This is a genomic window from Mycobacterium yunnanensis, from assembly GCF_025823185.1.
In the GTDB taxonomy this organism is placed as follows: domain Bacteria; phylum Actinomycetota; class Actinomycetes; order Mycobacteriales; family Mycobacteriaceae; genus Mycobacterium; species Mycobacterium yunnanensis.
This window is the reverse complement of record NZ_JACKVK010000020.1, coordinates 22,233-39,947: the sequence shown is the minus strand read 5'-3', so window position 1 is coordinate 39,947 and position 17,715 is coordinate 22,233. Positions and strand designations below refer to the sequence as shown.

The 17,715-nt window shown below is 68.3% G+C and carries 17 protein-coding genes; 7 read left to right on the top strand and 10 right to left on the bottom strand.

Annotated elements, in window-relative coordinates:
* The first annotated feature begins 33 nt into the window (after positions 1 to 33).
* Genes H7K45_RS29145 through H7K45_RS29135 form a run of 3 tightly spaced genes read left to right on the top strand, consistent with a single transcriptional unit; the run spans position 34 to position 2,773 of the window.
* Positions 34 to 1,146: a lysylphosphatidylglycerol synthase transmembrane domain-containing protein gene (locus tag H7K45_RS29145; RefSeq protein ID WP_372512683.1), complete on the top strand. Its 1,113-nt coding sequence runs from the start codon at positions 34 to 36 to the stop codon at positions 1,144 to 1,146.
* Positions 1,147 to 1,155: 9 nt separating this feature from the next.
* The gene (locus H7K45_RS29140) at positions 1,156 to 2,418 is read left to right on the top strand and encodes a M23 family metallopeptidase (protein WP_263999664.1); all 1,263 of its coding nucleotides are present in this window, start codon (positions 1,156 to 1,158) and stop codon (positions 2,416 to 2,418) included.
* Complete coding sequence (locus H7K45_RS29135; protein ID WP_263999662.1) at positions 2,405 to 2,773, top strand: DUF3054 domain-containing protein; 369 nt, start codon at positions 2,405 to 2,407, stop codon at positions 2,771 to 2,773. Before H7K45_RS29140 ends, H7K45_RS29135 begins: the two co-directional genes overlap by 14 nt.
* Here H7K45_RS29135 and H7K45_RS29130 read toward each other — a convergent pair.
* From H7K45_RS29130 to H7K45_RS29115, 4 genes are all read right to left on the bottom strand, one after another.
* A complete protein-coding gene (locus tag H7K45_RS29130; RefSeq protein WP_263999660.1) occupies positions 2,688 to 4,121 on the bottom strand; it encodes a sensor histidine kinase in 1,434 nt (477 codons plus the stop codon). The genes H7K45_RS29135 and H7K45_RS29130 overlap by 86 nt on opposite strands.
* 1 nt (position 4,122) lies before the next feature.
* A complete protein-coding gene (locus tag H7K45_RS29125) occupies positions 4,123 to 4,791 on the bottom strand; it encodes a response regulator transcription factor (protein WP_263999765.1) in 669 nt (222 codons plus the stop codon).
* A gap of 57 nt (positions 4,792 to 4,848) precedes the next feature.
* Positions 4,849 to 5,232 carry a heme-binding protein gene (locus H7K45_RS29120; RefSeq protein ID WP_263999659.1) on the bottom strand — a complete coding sequence of 128 codons (384 nt, stop codon included), beginning with the start codon at positions 5,230 to 5,232 and terminating at the stop codon, positions 4,849 to 4,851.
* A gap of 192 nt (positions 5,233 to 5,424) precedes the next feature.
* A complete protein-coding gene (locus H7K45_RS29115) occupies positions 5,425 to 6,021 on the bottom strand; it encodes a hemophore (RefSeq protein ID WP_276070716.1) in 597 nt (198 codons plus the stop codon).
* Between the two features lie 176 nt (positions 6,022 to 6,197).
* On the opposite strand from H7K45_RS29115, the gene H7K45_RS29110 reads away from it, so the two are divergent.
* Positions 6,198 to 9,215: an MMPL family transporter gene (locus H7K45_RS29110; RefSeq protein ID WP_263999657.1), complete on the top strand. Its 3,018-nt coding sequence runs from the start codon at positions 6,198 to 6,200 to the stop codon at positions 9,213 to 9,215.
* Complete coding sequence (locus H7K45_RS29105) at positions 9,212 to 9,724, top strand: XRE family transcriptional regulator (RefSeq protein ID WP_263999656.1); 513 nt, start codon at positions 9,212 to 9,214, stop codon at positions 9,722 to 9,724. Before H7K45_RS29110 ends, H7K45_RS29105 begins: the two co-directional genes overlap by 4 nt.
* Here H7K45_RS29105 and H7K45_RS29100 read toward each other — a convergent pair whose 3' ends face one another.
* Both H7K45_RS29100 and H7K45_RS29095 read right to left on the bottom strand, forming a co-directional pair.
* Positions 9,725 to 10,414 carry a hypothetical protein gene (locus H7K45_RS29100; protein ID WP_263999655.1) on the bottom strand — a complete coding sequence of 230 codons (690 nt, stop codon included), beginning with the start codon at positions 10,412 to 10,414 and terminating at the stop codon, positions 9,725 to 9,727. It abuts the gene before it with no gap.
* The gene (locus H7K45_RS29095) at positions 10,411 to 11,001 is read right to left on the bottom strand and encodes a hypothetical protein (RefSeq protein WP_263999654.1); all 591 of its coding nucleotides are present in this window, start codon (positions 10,999 to 11,001) and stop codon (positions 10,411 to 10,413) included. The genes H7K45_RS29100 and H7K45_RS29095 overlap by 4 nt, the downstream gene beginning before the upstream one ends.
* Before the next feature lie 53 nt (positions 11,002 to 11,054).
* Between H7K45_RS29095 and H7K45_RS29090 the strand changes: the two genes are divergently transcribed.
* Positions 11,055 to 13,046, top strand: coding sequence for a M13 family metallopeptidase (locus tag H7K45_RS29090; RefSeq protein ID WP_263999653.1), 1,992 nt, complete (start codon positions 11,055 to 11,057; stop codon positions 13,044 to 13,046).
* Between the two features lie 73 nt (positions 13,047 to 13,119).
* Here the strand turns inward: H7K45_RS29090 and H7K45_RS29085 are convergent, their stop codons facing one another.
* The 4 genes from H7K45_RS29085 to H7K45_RS29070 form a co-directional block, all read right to left on the bottom strand.
* The gene (locus tag H7K45_RS29085) at positions 13,120 to 14,148 is read right to left on the bottom strand and encodes a L,D-transpeptidase (RefSeq protein ID WP_263999652.1); all 1,029 of its coding nucleotides are present in this window, start codon (positions 14,146 to 14,148) and stop codon (positions 13,120 to 13,122) included.
* Positions 14,149 to 14,309: 161 nt separating this feature from the next.
* Entirely contained in the window at positions 14,310 to 14,804 is a 495-nt protein-coding gene (locus H7K45_RS29080; protein ID WP_263999651.1) for a hypothetical protein, read from the bottom strand.
* 100 nt (positions 14,805 to 14,904) lie between these two features.
* Positions 14,905 to 15,228, bottom strand: a complete 324-nt coding sequence (ricR, locus tag H7K45_RS29075) for a copper-sensing transcriptional repressor RicR (protein WP_263999650.1) — start codon at positions 15,226 to 15,228, stop codon at positions 14,905 to 14,907.
* Complete coding sequence (locus H7K45_RS29070) at positions 15,225 to 15,833, bottom strand: DUF305 domain-containing protein (protein ID WP_263999649.1); 609 nt, start codon at positions 15,831 to 15,833, stop codon at positions 15,225 to 15,227. Before H7K45_RS29070 ends, ricR begins: the two co-directional genes overlap by 4 nt.
* Positions 15,834 to 15,912: 79 nt before the next feature.
* Here H7K45_RS29070 and ilvD point away from each other — a divergent pair, with 79 nt between their 5' ends.
* Complete coding sequence (gene ilvD / locus H7K45_RS29065; protein ID WP_263999648.1) at positions 15,913 to 17,628, top strand: dihydroxy-acid dehydratase; 1,716 nt, start codon at positions 15,913 to 15,915, stop codon at positions 17,626 to 17,628.
* The last annotated feature ends 87 nt before the right edge of the window (positions 17,629 to 17,715 follow it).

Sequence of the window (17,715 nt, the reverse complement as noted above, 5' to 3'; positions counted from 1 at the left end):
GCCGGGCGGCGGGGCGCCGTTACCCTGTACCCCGTGTCGCAGGATGCCGTGCCTGGCGAGAGCGAAGCGACTCCGAAAGACCGTCCACGCGGACGGTACTGGTGGGTGCGCTGGGTACTCGTGGGCGTCGCCGTCAGCGTGCTCAGCGTCGAGGTCGTGCTGGTCTGGGATCAGCTCGCGAAGGCATGGCGCAGTCTGCTGTCGGCCAATTGGTGGTGGGTGCTCGCCGCAGCGGTCGCCGCGCTGGCGTCCATGCACAGCTTCGCCCAGATTCAGCGCACGCTGCTGAAGTCGGCCGGCGTGGTGGTGCGGCAGTGGCGTTCGGAGGCCGCGTTCTACGCAGGCAACGCGTTGTCGACGACGATGCCGGGAGGCCCGGTGCTCTCCGCGACGTTCGTCTACCGGCAACAACGACTCTGGGGCGCCTCCCCGATGGTCGCGTCATGGCAGCTGGTGATGTCGGGGGTCCTGCAGGTGGTCGGGCTGGCGCTGATCGGGCTGGGCGGCGCCTTCTTGCTCGGGGCCAGCAAGAATCCGCTGTCGCTGATCTTCACCCTCGGCGGGTTCCTGGCCCTGCTGGTGCTCGCGCAGTCCGTCGCGGCGAACCCCCAGCAGATCGACGGCATCGGCGTGCGGGTCTTGTCGTGGGTCAACTCGCTGCTCGGCAAGCCCGCCGACACCGGTCTTGGCAAGTGGCGCGAGATGCTCTGCCAGCTCGAGTCGGTCAGCTTGAGCCGGCGCACCCTCGGTACGGCCTTCAGTTGGTCGGTGTTCAACTGGGTGGCCGACGTCGCGTGCCTGGCATTCGCCGCCTACGCCGCCGGTGGCAAACCGTCGCTGGCGGGTTTGACCGTCGCATACGCCGCGGCCCGTGCGGTCGGCTCCATCCCGTTGATGCCCGGCGGATTGCTCGTCGTCGAGGCCGTTCTGGTGCCGGGTCTGGTGTCGAGCGGGATGACGCTGGCGTCGGCGATCTCGGCGATGCTGATCTACCGGTTGGTGAGCTGGATCTTCATCTCGGCCATCGGCTGGGTGGTGTTCTTCGTCCTCTTCCGTACCGAGAGCGCCATCGACCCCGACGCGAACCCACCCGAGGACGTGACGGGCGGCTCCGAACCGAGCCGCGGTTCCGGGGACCGGCCCTAGGATCGGCGGATGCATCGCATCGGCTCCAGAACCGCCGGCTTCCTCGGCGCGGCGATCCTGCTCGCCGGCTGCGGCACCCCGACGCAGGGCCCCCCGACGTCCAGCAGTGCAGCTCGTCCATCGGCTGCGTCGCCCGGCGCGCCACCCTCGGGGCCGCCGGCCCAGGTCACGCCCGTCCTCGCCAGCGTGATCGCCGCACCCGTCCCGGTGCCGACCACCGACGGCAAGCGCCATCTCGCCTACGAGGTCCAACTGACCAACGTCCTCGACGGTGACGTGACGGTGAAGTCGTTGTCCGTCAAGGCCGGTGACGACGACCTGCTGACCTTGGCCGGGGATCAGCTGGCCTACTGGATGCGAGCACTGGGGGCCAGTCAAACCCCCACCACGACGCTTGGGCCCGGTCGGGCGGGTGTCGTGTGGCTCGACGTCGTGCTCGACGAGTCGGCGCCCGTCCCCACCGAATTGAGCCACACCATCGTCGCCGATCTGGCCAAGCCGTTGCCGCCGCTGTTGCCGCCCACCGTCACCGAGAACGCCGTCGCCCCGGTCACCGTTTCCACGCACGAGCCCGCGAAGATCTCGCCGCCGCTGGACGGACCGCGCTGGCTGGACGGAAACAGCTGTTGCGACATGACGGCGCATCGGATGGCGCTGAACCCGCTCGACGGAAACCTCTGGGCCGCAGAGCGATTCGCGGTGGATTACCTGCAGCTCAGCGCCGACGGAACGATCTTCACCGGTGACCGGGGCGCACCGCAGAGCTACCCCTACTTCGGGGTGGACGTCCACGCGGTGGCCGACGGACCGGTCGTGGCGGTGCTCGACGGGCTGCCCGAGCAGGTCGCGGGCCAGAGTCCGACCGGGCTGCCGCTGGACCAGTACGCCGGCAACCACGTCGTGCAGGACATCTCCGGCGACGGTACCGAGAAGAGATATGCGTTGTATGCACACCTGCAAACCGGCAGCGTGAAGGTCAGGCCCGGCGATCAGCTCAGCACGGGACAGGTGCTCGGACACCTCGGCAACACCGGCAACAGCGATGCTCCACATCTACACTTTCACGTGATGAGTTCACCGGACCCGTTGCGGTCCAACGGATTACCGTTCGTCATCAAGGACTTCACCCTCGACGGAAGACTGGCCTCCATGAACGCCCTCTATCCCCTTCTGGCGGGCCAACCCGCCCCCATGGCGCCGGGGAGCACTCCCCGCCAGGAGAAGGACCTCGGCCCGTTGGTACTCGACGTGATGACCTATGCCGCCCGTTGACCGCAGGGCGGTCGCCGTCGCCGCGGCCGCCGACGCGGTGTGCGTGCTGGTGTTCTGCGCGATCGGACGACGCAGTCACGCAGAGGGGATCACCGTGGCGGGCGTCGCCGAGACGGCGTGGCCGTTCCTGGCCGGAACGGCGATCGGATGGACCGCGGCCAGGGCGTGGCGCCGACCGACGACGTTGGCGCCCACGGGAATCGTGATCTGGCTGAGCACCGTGATCGTCGGAATGGCGTTGCGCAAGGCCACGTCTGCCGGCACGGCGTTCAGCTTCGTGGTGGTCGCTTCGCTTTCGACCGCCATTCTGCTACTCGGTTGGCGCCTCGGCGCAAGGGCCCTAGCTCATCGCTGAGCGCGTCGTCGGTGTCCGGATCCGACTCCGGCTCGGGCGAGGTCGACACCGTCAGCGTCGCGCGCAGCCCGCCGAGCGGACCCTCCGACAGCGCGATGTCACCGCCGTGCAGTTGCGCCTGCTGGGCTACGAGGGCCAGCCCAAGGCCGGATCCGCCGGGGGTGGCCGTACTGCCACGTGCAAACCTGCCCATGACGAACTGGTGCTCCTCGGCGGGTAGCCCGCACCCGTCGTCGTCCACGACGATGGTCAGTGCGTCTCCCCGGCCGTCTCGTCCGGCGTGCCGATGCGCCGCGAGCACGATCGTGGTGGCGCCGCCATGGGCGATGGCGTTGCGCACCAGGTTGTCCACCGCCAATCGCAAACCGCCGGGCCATCCCCAGATCGCCCCGATGTCGTCGTCGCTCTGCACGACGATCTCCACGTCACCCGCCCTGGCGTTCTCCCGGGCCACCCGGTCGAGCATGTCGGTGACGTCGATGAGCTCACGGTCCTCGATCTGCGCGAGCTGACCCGACGCGAGCTGGCCGAGGGCGGTGATGATGGCCTCGACCCGGCGCTGGGCGCGAGCAAGGTCCCCGACGACCTCGTCGCGTTCGTCGGCGGGCAGATCGTGGATTCGCAGCGTGTCCAGGTCGGCGCGCATCGCCGTCAGCGGTGTCCGCAACTCGTGCGCCGCGTTCGCGGCGAAGTCCTGGGCCGCCTGCAAGCTGTTGGTGGTGGCCAGCTGCGCCGCGGCGAGACGTTCGAGCATGCCTGCCATCGCGTCGGAGAGCTCCTCGGCCTCGCGCGCACCCTTGACCGCCGCCATCCGGTCGCTGCCCTTGCCGAGCCGCATCGTCTGCTCGGTGAGCCTGCGCAGCGGTCGGATCGCAGGGCCGGCCAGCATCCAGCCGAGCCCGCCTGCGATGAGGACGGTGACCACACCCACGGCGGTGTAGAGCGGGATGCGCGCCCGGTTCAGCAGGATGCTGTCGGCGCGGATGCCCACCGACATCAGCACGCCGCCCTGCTGGTCGACCGGAATGGTGCGCACCCGGTACTCGATGCCGTTGACCTCGACGGTCTCGGTGCCGGGCGGGAGTTGGGGTAGCTGGAAACCGCGCTGGAACACCACTTGGCCCGACGACCGCTCACGACCGGTCTGCAGCACGCCGTTGGTCTGGTCGTAGACGCTGGCGTCGACGATGGAGTCGAGCCGCCGGTCGAGCTGGGCGGCGTCGTTGTTGGCCAGCACGAGCGAGGTCAGCACGGTGAAGACCGCGACCACCGCGGCGGCCGCGGCCGCAGACGCCAGGGCGACGCGGGTGCGCAGCGACGCCGACCTGCCCAGCCGCGGCAGCCGCACCTCAGGGCTCGTCGCGCAGGACGTAGCCGATTCCGCGGACGGTGTGGATCACCCGGGGATGGCCTTCACGCTCCAGTTTTCGCCGCAGATAGCTGATGAAGACGTCGGCGACGTTGGTGTCGACGTCGAAGTCGTAACCCCACACCAGTTCGAGCAGCCGCTGGCGCGTCAACACCACGCCCGCGTTCTCCGCGAGCACGGCGAGCAGGTCGAACTCCCGCTTGGTCAGCTCGGCGCGCTCGCCCTCCACGAACACCAGCCGCCTCGCGGTGTCGATGGTCAGGTGACCGACGGTCATGGTGTCCGGCGAGCGCTCCGAGAGGCTGGACCTGCGCAGCAAGGCATGCAGCCGGGCGACCAGTTCACCGAGGTCGAACGGTTTGGTGAGGTAGTCGTCGGCACCGGCCTCCAACCCAGCGATCCGGTCGTTGACCGTGTCACGCGCCGACAGCACGCAGATCGGGATGTCGTTGCCGAGAGCCCGCAGGGCCGTCACGACGGCGACACCGTCGAGTTCGGGCATCTGCACGTCGAGCACCAAGGCGTCGTGTGACTCGTTGGACAGCAGCCGCAGCGCTTCCTTGCCCGTCGCCGCGACTCGCACGTCGAAACCCGAATGTCGCAGTCCGCGCGACACCGACGTGCGGACGTCGGGGTCGTCGTCGACCATCAACACCGTGCGACCCGCGCCATCGAGCGCGGTTGGTTCTGCCACCCGCACCCTGGATTACGGAATTGCAGGCGCGGGCGCGGCGCCGCAGCGATTCTTCAGGTCGACGAGAGGCTGACGGATACCCGTCAGATCGGCCTTGGGCCCCGGGTTGGCGTCCATGTACTCGGCCACCTTGGTGCGGACCTCGTCACGGGGCAGGCCTTCGAGGCTGGTGAAGAAATAGTTCACGTCGGGGTGAGTGAACAGATACGCCGACGTCGACGCCGCCACGCCCGAGGACACGCCGGAGAGGTCCGCGGCGCTGCAGTTCGGGGGGTTCTGGGCCGGATCGTCGGCGAGGGCCGACGGAAGGGCTGCGAACAGCATCGCGCCTGCGATCGCACCGGCACCCATGGCGCCAGCAACCGCACGTCGCCCAGCTCGGGCCGAGATCGACATGATCAAGCTCCTTCTTCGAATGTGCACGACAGTCCACGACGCGGCGGCGATCGCGTGTCACCGCGGATGCCGACATCGAAAAGCTAAGCAGAATCGGTCGCGAGTTTCTCGCCTTGGGGTCAATCCGCGGCCAAAATCGCCGAACCCGCTGTTCACACGGACCTCGTGAACACGCCGACGACTCGCTGCGGGCTACCTGGGAGTGGCGGTGGCGGGCCCGGGCAGCGGACCCGTGCCGGGCGTGACGACGGCCGTAGGCGCGGACTGCGCCGACGGCGTCAGCCCGGGCACGGCCGCGTTTTGGGCGTTCGACAACGCACTGGGCAAACTTCCCGGCAACGCGCCGCCCTGTGCCTGCGCACCCTGCAGCAGACCCATCACCTGCGGCAGGGTCAACGGCAACCGGCAGCGCGCCGAAAGACCCTGAAGCGGGGCCTGCAACGCCTGCATGTCCTTGGCTGCCTGCGGGTTGGCGTCGAAGTAGGTCTTGAGCGCCCCGAGCGACTGCGGTCCGGGTTGTTGCTGCGAGATCGTCGTCAACGCCGCGTTGGTCTGGGGATGGGCGTCGAGGTAGTTGCCGGTGGAGGTGGCCACCGACCCGATCGTGCGGGCCACCTCGCTGGCCGCGCAGGGGTCCGCGGCCGCGGTGGCCGACGGAGCCGACGGGGTCACTACCGTCACGATCGCACCGCCGAGGATGGCGGCAGCGAACACGCCGCCGAGGCAGCGACGGGTGGTGGAAGTGCTCTTCACAGGTGGTCTCCTCAGGATCGTGGCCCATGATGCCATCCGCGTAGCCCGGCTACCAACCGGCACAGCAAAGACCCAGGTCGGTCGCGACGCGGTCGGAGACGCCGAAGAACGGCTGCGAGGGGCGGCAACCCTACCTCGTGCTGCGGTAGGCTCTCGTCTCGAAACGCAGGAGCAACCCGGGGAGTAAGGCAGGGCCAGCCATCCAGCAGTTCATGTTGCGGTTGAGCAGCAAGCTGCGTAGATACCGCTGGGCAGTGTTCATCGCGTGGCTGCTCCTCCTGGTTCCGTCGGTGTACCTCGCCCTCAACCAGTCGGGCAACCTCACCGGCGGCGGGTTCGAAGTCGCCGGCTCGCAGTCGCTGAGCGTCGAGCACGCCATCCAGGATCACTATCCGGATCAGGGTGCCTCACCTCTGGCCTTGGTGGCGGCCCCGCGCGCCGACGCCACGTTCGACGACATGAACGCCGCGGTCACCCAGCTCGAACGCATCGCCGCCGAGGTTCCCAGCGTCAAGGTGATGCCCAATCCGCAGCAGCCGCCGCCGCAGCCCGACCGGCCCTTCGTGGTCTCGTTGCAGACCGACTTCAACAGCGGTAGCTCCGACTTGGCCAAACAGCTGCGCAAGAAGGTCGGTATCGACGGCGACCAGCCCGGCCAGATCGAGAACGGCCACGTCAAGCTGTACGTCATCGGCCAGGGCGCGCTCGGCGCCGCGGCCAGCGAGGCCACCAAGCACGACATCGCCCAGGCCGAGAAGTGGAACCTGCCGATCGTGCTGATCGTGCTGCTCGCGGTGTTCGGATCGCTTGCGGCCGCGGCGGTGCCGCTGGTGCTCGGTATCTGCACCGTGGTCGTCACGATGGGGCTGGTCTATCTGCTGTCCATGGTGACGCAGATGTCGGTGTTCGTGACGTCGACGGTGTCGATGTTCGGCATCGCCCTTGCCGTCGACTACTCCTTGTTCATCCTGATGCGGTTCCGGGAGGAACTGCGCTCAGGTCGCGAACCGGCCCAGGCCGCCGACGCCGCGATGGCCACCTCGGGCCTTGCCGTTCTGCTCTCGGGCCTGACGGTGATCGCCTCGGTGACCGGGATCTACCTCATCCACACCCCGGTGCTGACGTCGATGGCCACCGGCGCGATCCTGGCCGTGGCGCTCGCCGTCTTGACCTCGACCACGCTGATCCCCGCAGTGCTGGCGACGTTCGGGAAGGCAGCCTCCAAACGGTCGTCCTATCTACACGTGTCGCGTCGGCCCGAGACCACGCAGTCGAGATTCTGGACGCGCTGGGTGGGCCTGGTGATGCGGCGACAGTGGATCTCCGCCCTCGGGGCCACGGTGGTGCTGATTGCGTTGGCGACCCCGGCGTTCGCCATGACGCTGGGCAACAGTCTGCAACGCCAGTTCGCCCCCACCCACGAGATTCGCGGCGGCATCAACGCGGCGGCTCAGGCCCTGGGCCCCGGCGCACTGGGCCCCATCAAGGTGCTGGTCACGTTCCCCGACGGCAACGCCAACGGATCGCAGAACACCGGTGCGCTGGACGCCATGCAGCAGAAGATGACCCAGGGTCCCGACGTGGCGACCGTGTCACCCCCGGTGTTCGCCAACGACAACCGCAGCGCCCTGCTGTCGGCGGTGCTGTCCATCGATCCCGAGGATCCCGCGGCCCGTGACACGGTCGACTGGCTGCGCGCCGAACTTCCTGGTGCGGCGGCGGGCTCTCCCGCGACGGTCGACGTCGGCGGTCCGACCGCGCTGCTGCAGGACTTCGACCGACGCGTGGCCACCACGCAGCCCATGGTGTTCGTCTTCGTCGCGCTGATCGCGTTCGTCATGCTGCTGATCTCCATCCGGTCGGTGTTCCTGGCGCTCAAGGGCGTCCTGATGACGTGTCTGTCGGTGGCGGCGGCCTACGGCAGCCTCGTCGTGGTCTTCAAGTGGGGCTGGTTGGAGGCACTGGGTCTCGAGCCACTCGGGTCCCTGGACAGCACCATCCCGCCGCTGGTGCTAGCGATGACCTTCGGCTTGTCGATGGACTACGAGATCTTCCTGCTGACCCGCATCCGCGAGCGCTTCCTGCAGACCAACAACACGCGCGACGCCGTGGCCTACGGCGTCAGCACCAGCGCAAGGACCATCACCAGCGCAGCGCTGATCATGATCGCGGTATTCATCGGCTTCGCCTTTGCCGGCATGCCGCTGGTGGCTCAGCTCGGCGTCGCGTGCGCGGTGGCCATCGCCGTGGACGCGACCATCGTGCGCCTCGTCCTGGTGCCCGCACTGATGGCGATGTTCGCGCAGTGGAACTGGTGGCTGCCGGGCTGGCTGGATCGGATCCTGCCGTCGGTGGACTTCGAGAAGCCGCTGCCCAAGGCCGACATCGGCGACCTCGTCGTCATTCCGGAGGACATCTCGACGATGGGACCGTCGGGCGCCGACATCCGCAACGTCGTGAAATCGGCGGCGAAGCTCAAGACTCTGGCGCCTCAGACGATCACGGTGGCCGACCCGCTGGCGTTCAGCGGGTGCCTCCCGCCCGGCGGGTCCATCGCCGCGCACGTCAAGGGCGGCGACGAGCCACTGGTCAGCCTGTCGACCATCGGGGGGCAGGAAGGACGCGGTGGCGGCTCGCCGCTCAAGGCGGGTGACACGCTGCGGCTGAACACCGCCTACCACGGTGGCGGCAGGTCTGGTCGGCTCGCCGCGGCCCGCAACGCCAAGAGCGGCAGCCGATTCTTCCCGCGCCAGCCCGTGCATCCGGTGACGATGTGGCGCGGCCGGCTCGCGGTGGCGCTCGACGCCCTGGCAACCGAATCGGGCGCCGAACGACCGGCAGTGCGACGTCGCGGCCCGATGGAGACCACCAACGTTCTGCTGCCGACCGGCGACCGGCTGGAGATTCCGACCGGTGCCGAGACCCTGCGACTCAAGTGCTACCTGATCATGTGCCGCAACAACGCCAGGGACTACGCCGAGTTTGCCGATCTGGTGGAGTCCATGGAGACTCAAACCGCGGCGGTGGTGCTGGCCGAAATGGACCGGTACTACTCTGGTGAGCGGTTGAGAAGCCAATGGGTGGCGACGCAACTCGTACGGCGTTTGGCCGACCCGCATCCGTCGGACGACGACGAGGACTGGATGGGCGCCGAGGCGGTGTCCGACTGGGCACACGTGCGGCAGCGTTGCTTGGCAGTGGCGGTGGCGATGTTGGAGGAGGCGAGGTGACGTTGACTTCAGATACGCGCGGCGATGCCGCCGGTCGCCCCAGGCCCGCGGCAACCGGGCCTCGGCAACGCCCCACCGTCGACCAGCGACCCGTCGAGTTCTGGCCCACGTCGGCCATCCGCGAGGCACTCGAGACCGACGATCTGACCGTCTGGCAGCGCATCGTCGCGGCCATCAGGCGTGACCCCTACGGTCGGACGGCCCGCCAGGTCGAGGAGGTGCTCGACACCGCTCCGCCCTACGGGGTGTCCAAGGCGCTCGTCGAGGTGCTGACCCGCACCCGGGCGCAACTGGAGGCCAACGAATGTGCCGAGGTGGGCCGCCACGTCCACATGCTGCTGCAGCGCTCGGGCCTCGGTCAGGACGAGTTCGCCTCGCGCATCGGGATTCCGGCCGACGAGTTCGCGGCCTACCTGCAGGGCACCCATAGCCCGGCGGCCTCGCTGATGATCAGGATGCGCCGGTTGTCGGACCGATTCGCCAAGATGCGCAACGGTCGCGACGACTGATCAGCGCGAGTTGATCGGCGACAAGTCGTCGACCAGCCACCGGCCGTCCTGCTTGACCAACGAAACACGTAGCGGCAGAGGCACAGTCGCCGGCTGCTTGCCCGGAGCGTTCTGCGTGCCCCGCATGACGACCGCGACGACGGCCGCCTCCGGCCCGATCGCCTCGACGCCCGCCGAGACCGTGCTGGCCGACACGGTCAGACCCTTGCTCGTCAAATCCTTTGCCATGGAGTCGAATTCGCCGCGGAAAACGTCGGCCCCCCGGGATGTCATCATCGCCGTCAGCCGGTCGACGTTGGCGCTCGGATTCTGCGGTGTGAACGTCGCCGATGCCTCGGCCGCGCTACTGGCGATGCCGACCACCTCGGTCATGTCCCGGTTCAGCTGCGACTGGGGTGCCGTCCAACTCGTGTAGCCGACCGCGACCGCGGCGGCCAATGCGACGGTGGTCAGCCCCACGGCGGCCAGCCGCAATCGTGGTGCGTCGTCGTCGGTGCCGAGGGTGACCCCGTCGCGGCGCCACAGCACGACGTCGACCACGACGGCCTGAACGATCAGCAGGCACAGCACCGAACAGACCGACACCCACCACAGCGGCCACGCCAATGCGACCCCGATGTACACCAGGGCCAGCACCGCGCCGAGCGGGGCGAGCACGTCGAACGCCACCACCCTGACCAGGTTCCTCATCGAATGGTCTCCAGCCGCGACACCAACAACTTCCCGTCGACGTCGGAGATGGCCAGTCGCAGCGCCCAGTGCACCGTCAACGGCTTGGACCCCACGTTCTGACTGACCGACGTGGCGACCACCAGCACGTTGTCGGTGCGCGACGACACCGTGGCCAGCTCGGGTTGCGGCACCGGGGGCAGACCCGGATCGCCGGGGGCGGCATGGAACAGGGATTCGATGGCGACGGATTCGACCTGACCCACGGTCTGGGACTGCAGCTTCTGCACCACCTGGCTGAACGGTTCGACCGCGGTCTCGAAGTTCGCGTTGAGCTGACCGACCGTGCCGTCGTGCAAGGTGCGCATGCTCTGGACGACCGAACTCGAGTTCATGTTGATCAGGACGCCGGTCCAGTCCACGGCGGCCTGCAGCACACGGGTCTGATACGCGCGTTCGTCGACGTCGTGGCGGTGACCGTTCCACAGCAGCACCGCCAGGACCACCGCGGCGACTGACACGAGGCCGAGCACCGCGGAGCCGATCCCGAACCCGCTCGGGCCGCCACTGGCAACCGGGGTGGGCTCGTCGTCGAGCTGCTCGGGCATGGCCGTGAGGGTACCCGGCCCCCGTCGCCGGCCGCGGCTGGCAGGATGGTCGAGTGACGTTAGAAGCTGCCCACTCCGGTATCGACCTGTCCTTCGTCGACGACGACACCCGCCCTCAAGACGATCTGTTCGGCCACGTCAACGGCCGTTGGCTGACCGACTACGACATCCCCGCCGACCGCGCCACCGACGGCGCCTTCCGGTTGCTCGCCGACCGTGCCGAGGAGCAGGTGCGCGACCTGATCGTCGAGGCCAGCGAACGTGGGGCCGCCCCGGGCACCGACGAGCAACGCGTCGGCGACCTGTACGGCAGCTTCATGGACGTCGACGCCGTCGCCCGGATCGGCGTGACACCGCTGCGCGAGGAGCTCGCGACGATCGACGGTGCAGCCGACCGAGCCGCGTTGGCCGCCGTGTTGGGCGGTTTCCAGCGCACCGGTGTCGGCGGAGGCACCGGCCTCTACGTCGACACCGACTCCAAGGACTCGACGCGCTACCTGCTGCACCTGTCGCAGTCCGGTCTCGGCCTGCCCGACGAGTCGTACTACCGCGACGCCCAGCATTCGGAGATCCTGGCGGCCTATCCCAGACACATCACGCGCATGCTGGCGCTGGCCCTCGGCGAGGAGCCTCAGCCCAACGAATGGGAGGCCACGGCCGCCCGCATCGTGGCCCTCGAGACGAAGATCGCCGCTGCCCACTGGGACGTGGTGAAGCGCCGCGACGCCGACCTGACCTACAACCTGCGTACCTTCGCCGACCTCGAGGCCGAGGCGCCGGGCTTCGATTGGGCAGGGTGGATCACCGCGATCGGCACCACGACCGACGCCGCTGCGGAGGTCGTGGTGCGCCAGCCCGACGCCCTGACCGCGTTCGCCGCGCTGTGGGCCGAGGGAGACCTCGAGGACTGGAAGTGGTGGCTGCGCTGGCGGTTGATCAGTTCGCGGTCGGCGATGCTGACCGACGACCTGATCGAGGAGAACTTCGACTTCTACGGCCGCACACTCAGCGGCACTCAGGAGATCCGCGACCGCTGGAAGCGCGGCGTCGCACTCGTCGAGAACCTGATGGGCGACGCGGTGGGCAAGCTGTACGTGGAGCGGCACTTCCCGCCCGACGCGAAGGCACGGATGGACGAGTTGGTCGCCAATCTCCGTGAGGCGTACCGCGTCAGCATCGACGACCTGGAATGGATGACGCCGGAGACGCGGGAGCGGGCGTTGGCCAAGCTGGACAAGTTCACCCCCAAGATCGGCTACCCGGCGCGGTGGCGCGACTACCCGAATCTGGTGATCGACCGGGCCGATCTGTACGGAAACTACAAGCGCGGCAACGCCGTCGGCTACGACCGTGAACTGGCCAAGCTCGGCGGTCCGGTCGACCGTGACGAGTGGTTCATGACGCCGCAGACGGTCAACGCGTACTACAACCCTGGCATGAACGAGATCGTCTTCCCCGCGGCTATCCTGCAGCCGCCGTTCTTCGACGCCGAGGCCGACGACGCCGCCAACTACGGCGGCATCGGCGCGGTGATCGGCCACGAGATCGGCCACGGGTTCGACGACCAGGGCGCCAAGTACGACGGCGACGGCAACCTCGTCGACTGGTGGACTGACGCGGACCGGTCCGAATTCGGTTCGCGCACCGAGGCGTTGATCGCGCAATACGAGAAGTACGTGCCCCGCCAACTCAGCGGCGACCAGCACGTGAACGGCGCCTTCACCGTCGGGGAGAACATCGGCGACCTTGGTGGGTTGTCGATCGCCCTGCTGGCCTACGAGCTGTCACTGGGCGGCAAGCCTGCCCCGGTCATCGACGGTCTCACCGGTGTGCAGCGCGTCTTCTACGGCTGGGCGCAGGTGTGGCGCACCAAGTCCCGTGACGCCGAGGCGATTCGGCGGCTGGCGATCGATCCGCACTCGCCACCGGAGTTCCGGTGCAACGGCATCGTCCGCAACCTCGACGCGTTCTACGAGGCGTTCGACGTGGCCGAGTCCGACGAGCTGTACCTCGATCCCGCGCAGCGCGTGCACATCTGGAACTAGATCCTCTGCTGCCCAACAGTCACAAAGGGCCCTGAAACACGAGGTTTCAGGGCCCTTTGCGACTGCTCGCGAGCTACATCTGCCAATCCTGCGCGCCGTCGTTCTGGCTGTAGGTGCCAACCGAGTTCTTCACGACGATCGGGTCGCCGCTGCCGAAGTTGTCGAAGAACCACTGCGCATTGGCGGCACTGAGGTTGATGCAGCCGTGGCTGACGTTGCGCTTGCCCTGGTCGGCGACAGACCACGGTGCGCTGTGGACGAAGTTGCCGCTGTTGTCGATGCGGACCGCGTTCTGCACCGTCAGCTTGTAGCCCTGCGCCGAGGTGTTGTCGACGCCGTACGTCGCCGAATCCATCACGATGCTCGGAAACTTCTCCAGCACGTAGTACGTGCCGTTCGGGGTGTCGTGTCCCGTCTTGCCCATCGAGACCGGGAACGTCTTCTCCAACGTGCCGTTGCGGACGACCTGCATCTGATGGGTGTTGTTGTCGACGGTGGCCACCAGTGATTCACCGGTGCGGAAGGTCGACTTGGCGCCACCGGCGTCGATGTTGACGGTGGTGTTCGCGGGCCAGAAGTCGATGGGGCGCCAGCGCAGCTGCGTGTCGCTGAGCCAGTAGAACTTGCCGGGCACCGCCGGGACCGACGACACGTGCACCGCGGCCTGCGCCATCTGGCGGTCGGCGATGGGCCGGGCGAAGTTGATCGCGATCGGCTTGGCGACGCCCACCATCGAGCCGTTGCTCGGGTTGAACGACGGCGGCGCGAACACCGGAGGCCCGGTGTAGGGGGTCGGGTCCTGGCCAGCGGGCGTGCCTTCGGGGATGACCGTCGGCTGGGCCGCGGGGGCGGCCAGCGGGTTGAACGGCGCGGGAGCGTTCGGATCGGCGGGCGGCGGGAACCCGAACGGCATGGGCGCCGGCGGTGGCGCCTCACCGAACGGGGGCGGCGCAGGCTGCTCGACGGGTTGCGAGTCGATTGCCGCCGGATCGGGGTTGACCTCGGGGTCTGCCCAGGCAGATGGGCTGCCGATGACGAATCCGCCGATCATTCCGGCGGCGACGGCCGCCGTGGCAAACCGCTTGATTGTTTCCCGGCGCATGCGCCACCTCCAATTTACGAGTGACTCCAGTGTCGCACAGCGCGGCGACCAGGTATTTCCCGTGACGCCGGCGCACCCCTGGTTCGCGCGCCATCCGCACGGCACTGACCTGCTGATTCAATCGGAGCGGCCCCGGAATTCGTTACCTTCGCCGCATCTCCTCATCGCGACCGCAGCGCTCGCCTGGCGTGCGGCCAGAACGGCAGTCCCGCTGCGAACAGACCGCCACCGGCGATGAGCGTCACCGCCGCGTCGACGCTCTTGCGACCGTCCTTGGCCCAGTACACGTCCTGTAGATCCAGCAGCAGCGCCAGCTCGTCGACGACGAGGGCGGCCGCCGATCCGTAGGCCACTGCAGTGGCGGGGTGGTGGCGGTGCCGCTCCTCGCCGCGCAGACCGATTCCACCCACCACGGCGAACAGCGCGATGCCGATGTTGTAGTGGTGAAAGTGCTTGCCGCCGAAGCTTATTCCACCGCCCGACGGCCCGTGGCCATCTCGGATCCAGTGCGTGAGTGCCCGCACGCTCAGAAACATGGCCGTGAACGAAGCCCATGACACCACTACCGACTGCTGGGCGGCGTCGAGGCGCTCGTCCCACTGCTCGCGTACCCGGGCCCACCGATCCCGTGTCGAGGACTCCGTCGTCTGGGTCATCACGGCCTTTCCCGGACGCAGCGGCGCGTCTCCCGGGCCCGACGCTAACCGTCGTGACTGGCCACGACCTGTGAGTGCTCTGCGGATTCGCGTCCCACGGTCACGACTTCACCAGGCGCGCGATGGCCGCCGACGCCTCGGCGAGCTTCCTCTGCGCCTCGTCCCCGCCCTCGGTGACCGCATGGCTGACGCAGTGGCCCAGGTGTTCGTCCAACAACCCAAGGGCGACGGACTGCAGGGCGCTGTTGACGGCGCTGATCTGCGTGAGGATGTCGATGCAGTACTTGTCGTCCTCGATCATCTTGGCGACGCCGCGCACCTGGCCCTCGATGCGCCGCAACCGCTTGGCGTAGTTCTCCTTGTGCGACGAATACCCGTGCGGCACTTCGCCTTCAGCGTCCGGTTCTGGTCCGACCTCGGTCATGACTCCCCCACCATCGTCTTCATCTGGTCGATCTCGGCCTGCTGAGTCGCGACGATCTGACTCGCGAGCTTCTTCGCGTCGGCGCTGGCACCGTCGGCGATCTCGGCGTTGGCCATCTTGATGGCGCCCTCGTGGTGACCGATCATGGAGCGCAGCCAGAGGGTGTCGAAGTCGGCACCCTTCAACGTCCCGAGCGTGGTCATCGTCGCGTCGTCGACCATGCCGTCCATCGCACCCATGTCGTGCCCCTCGTGCGCGTCAGCCGAGGTCGAGCCGCCGGTCCACGTGGCCAGCCACGTCTTCATGGTCGCGATCTCGGGACCCTGCGCGGCGGAGATGTCGGCGGCCAGCTTGATCACCGCCGGATTGGTCGACCGCTCGGGCACCATGGCCGACATCTGAACGGCCTGCTCGTGGTGCGGAATCATGCCGGTCACGAAGGTGACGTCGGCGGCGTCGTGGTCGGCGGGGGCGTCCGCGGCCGCCGCGGAGCTGGACTCGCTTCCGTGCTGGTGATCGGTGTGACCGTCGGAGGCCGGGCTCGTACACGCGGAGAGGAACAGGGCGGTGGCGGCTGCGGCCACCAAGGCGAGGGTCGACTTCATGCGACCCACCGTACCGGGTACCCCGCGGGGGTATGTGAAATGGTTTGGTCGGCGAACGACCCGAAGGCATACTTGATCAATGCCCTCAGACGCGTCGTCCAGCCCTGACATCGACATCAAGCCCCGCAGCCGCGACGTCACCGACGGCCTCGAGAAGACCGCCGCCCGCGGGATGCTCCGGGCGGTCGGCATGGGCGACGACGACTGGGCCAAGCCGCAGATCGGCGTCGGCTCGTCCTGGAACGAGATCACGCCGTGCAACATGTCGCTGCAGCGACTGGCGCAGTCGGTCAAGGGCGGCGTGCACACCGCGGGCGGTTACCCGTTGGAGTTCGGCACCATCTCCGTCTCCGACGGCATCTCGATGGGTCACGAGGGCATGCACTTCTCGCTCGTGTCCCGGGAAGTCATCGCCGACAGCGTCGAGACCGTCATGCAGGCCGAGCGGCTCGACGGATCGGTGTTGCTCGCCGGCTGCGACAAGTCGATCCCCGGCATGCTGATGGCCGCCGCGCGACTGAACCTGGCGAGCGTCTTCCTCTACAACGGCTCGATCATGCCCGGCGTGGCCAAGATGTCCGACGGCACCGAACGGGAAGTCACGATCATCGACGCCTTCGAGGCGGTCGGCGCGTGCGCCCGCGGGCTGATGTCTCGCGCCGACGTGGACGTCATCGAACGCGCCATCTGTCCGGGTGAGGGCGCCTGCGGTGGCATGTACACCGCGAACACCATGGCCAGCGCCGCCGAGGCACTGGGAATGTCGTTGCCCGGCAGTGCATCACCGGTCGCCATCGACAAGCGCCGCGACGAGTACGCCCGCCAGTCCGGCGAGGCCGTCGTCGAGATGCTGCGCCGCGGCATTACCACCAGCGACATCCTCACGCTGGAGGCGTTCGAGAACGCCATCGCCGTGGTGATGGCGTTCGGCGGATCCACCAACGCCGTGCTCCACCTTCTGGCGATCGCGTGGGAGGCCGGCGTCAAGCTCACGCTGGCGGACTTCACCCGCATCGGGCAGAAGGTGCCGCACCTCGCCGACGTGAAGCCCTTCGGCAGGCACGTGATGAAGCACGTCGACGAGATCGGCGGCGTGCCCGTGGTCATGAAGGCCTTGCTGGACAACGGTCTGCTGCACGGGGATTGCCTCACCGTCACCGGCAAGACGATGGCCGAGAACCTCGCTCACATCGAGCCGCCGGATCCCGACGGCAAGGTGCTTCGCGCGATGAGCAACCCCATCCACCCCACGGGCGGCATCACGATCCTGCACGGGTCACTGGCTCCCGAGGGCGCCGTGGTGAAGTCGGCGGGGTTCGACTCCGACGTGTTCGAGGGCACCGCACGGGTCTTCGAGCGCGAGCGGGCGGCGCTCGACGCCCTCGAGGACGGCACCATCACCCACGGCGACGTGGTCGTCATCCGGTACGAGGGACCCAAGGGTGGTCCCGGCATGCGGGAGATGCTCGCCATCACCGGCGCGATCAAGGGCGCGGGGCTCGGCAAGGACGTGCTGTTGATGACCGACGGCCGCTTCTCCGGCGGGACGACGGGGCTGTGCGTCGGGCACATCGCGCCCGAAGCGGTCGACGGCGGTCCAATCGCCTTCGTCAGGGACGGTGACAAGATCCGCCTCGACGTCGGCAAGGGCACCCTGGACCTGTTGGTCGACGACGACGAACTCGCTTCGCGCAAGACCGATTTCGAGCCGCTGCCCCCCGTCTACACCAGCGGCGTGCTGGCCAAGTACACCAAGCTGGTCGGCTCCGCGGCCGTCGGCGCGGTCTGCAGCTAGACGAGTCGGCACGGCGTCGCTGATTCCGTAGTGAAACACCGTATTTCGCCCACCGGAAGCCGCTCCTAGCCTCGTGATCAGTGCGCC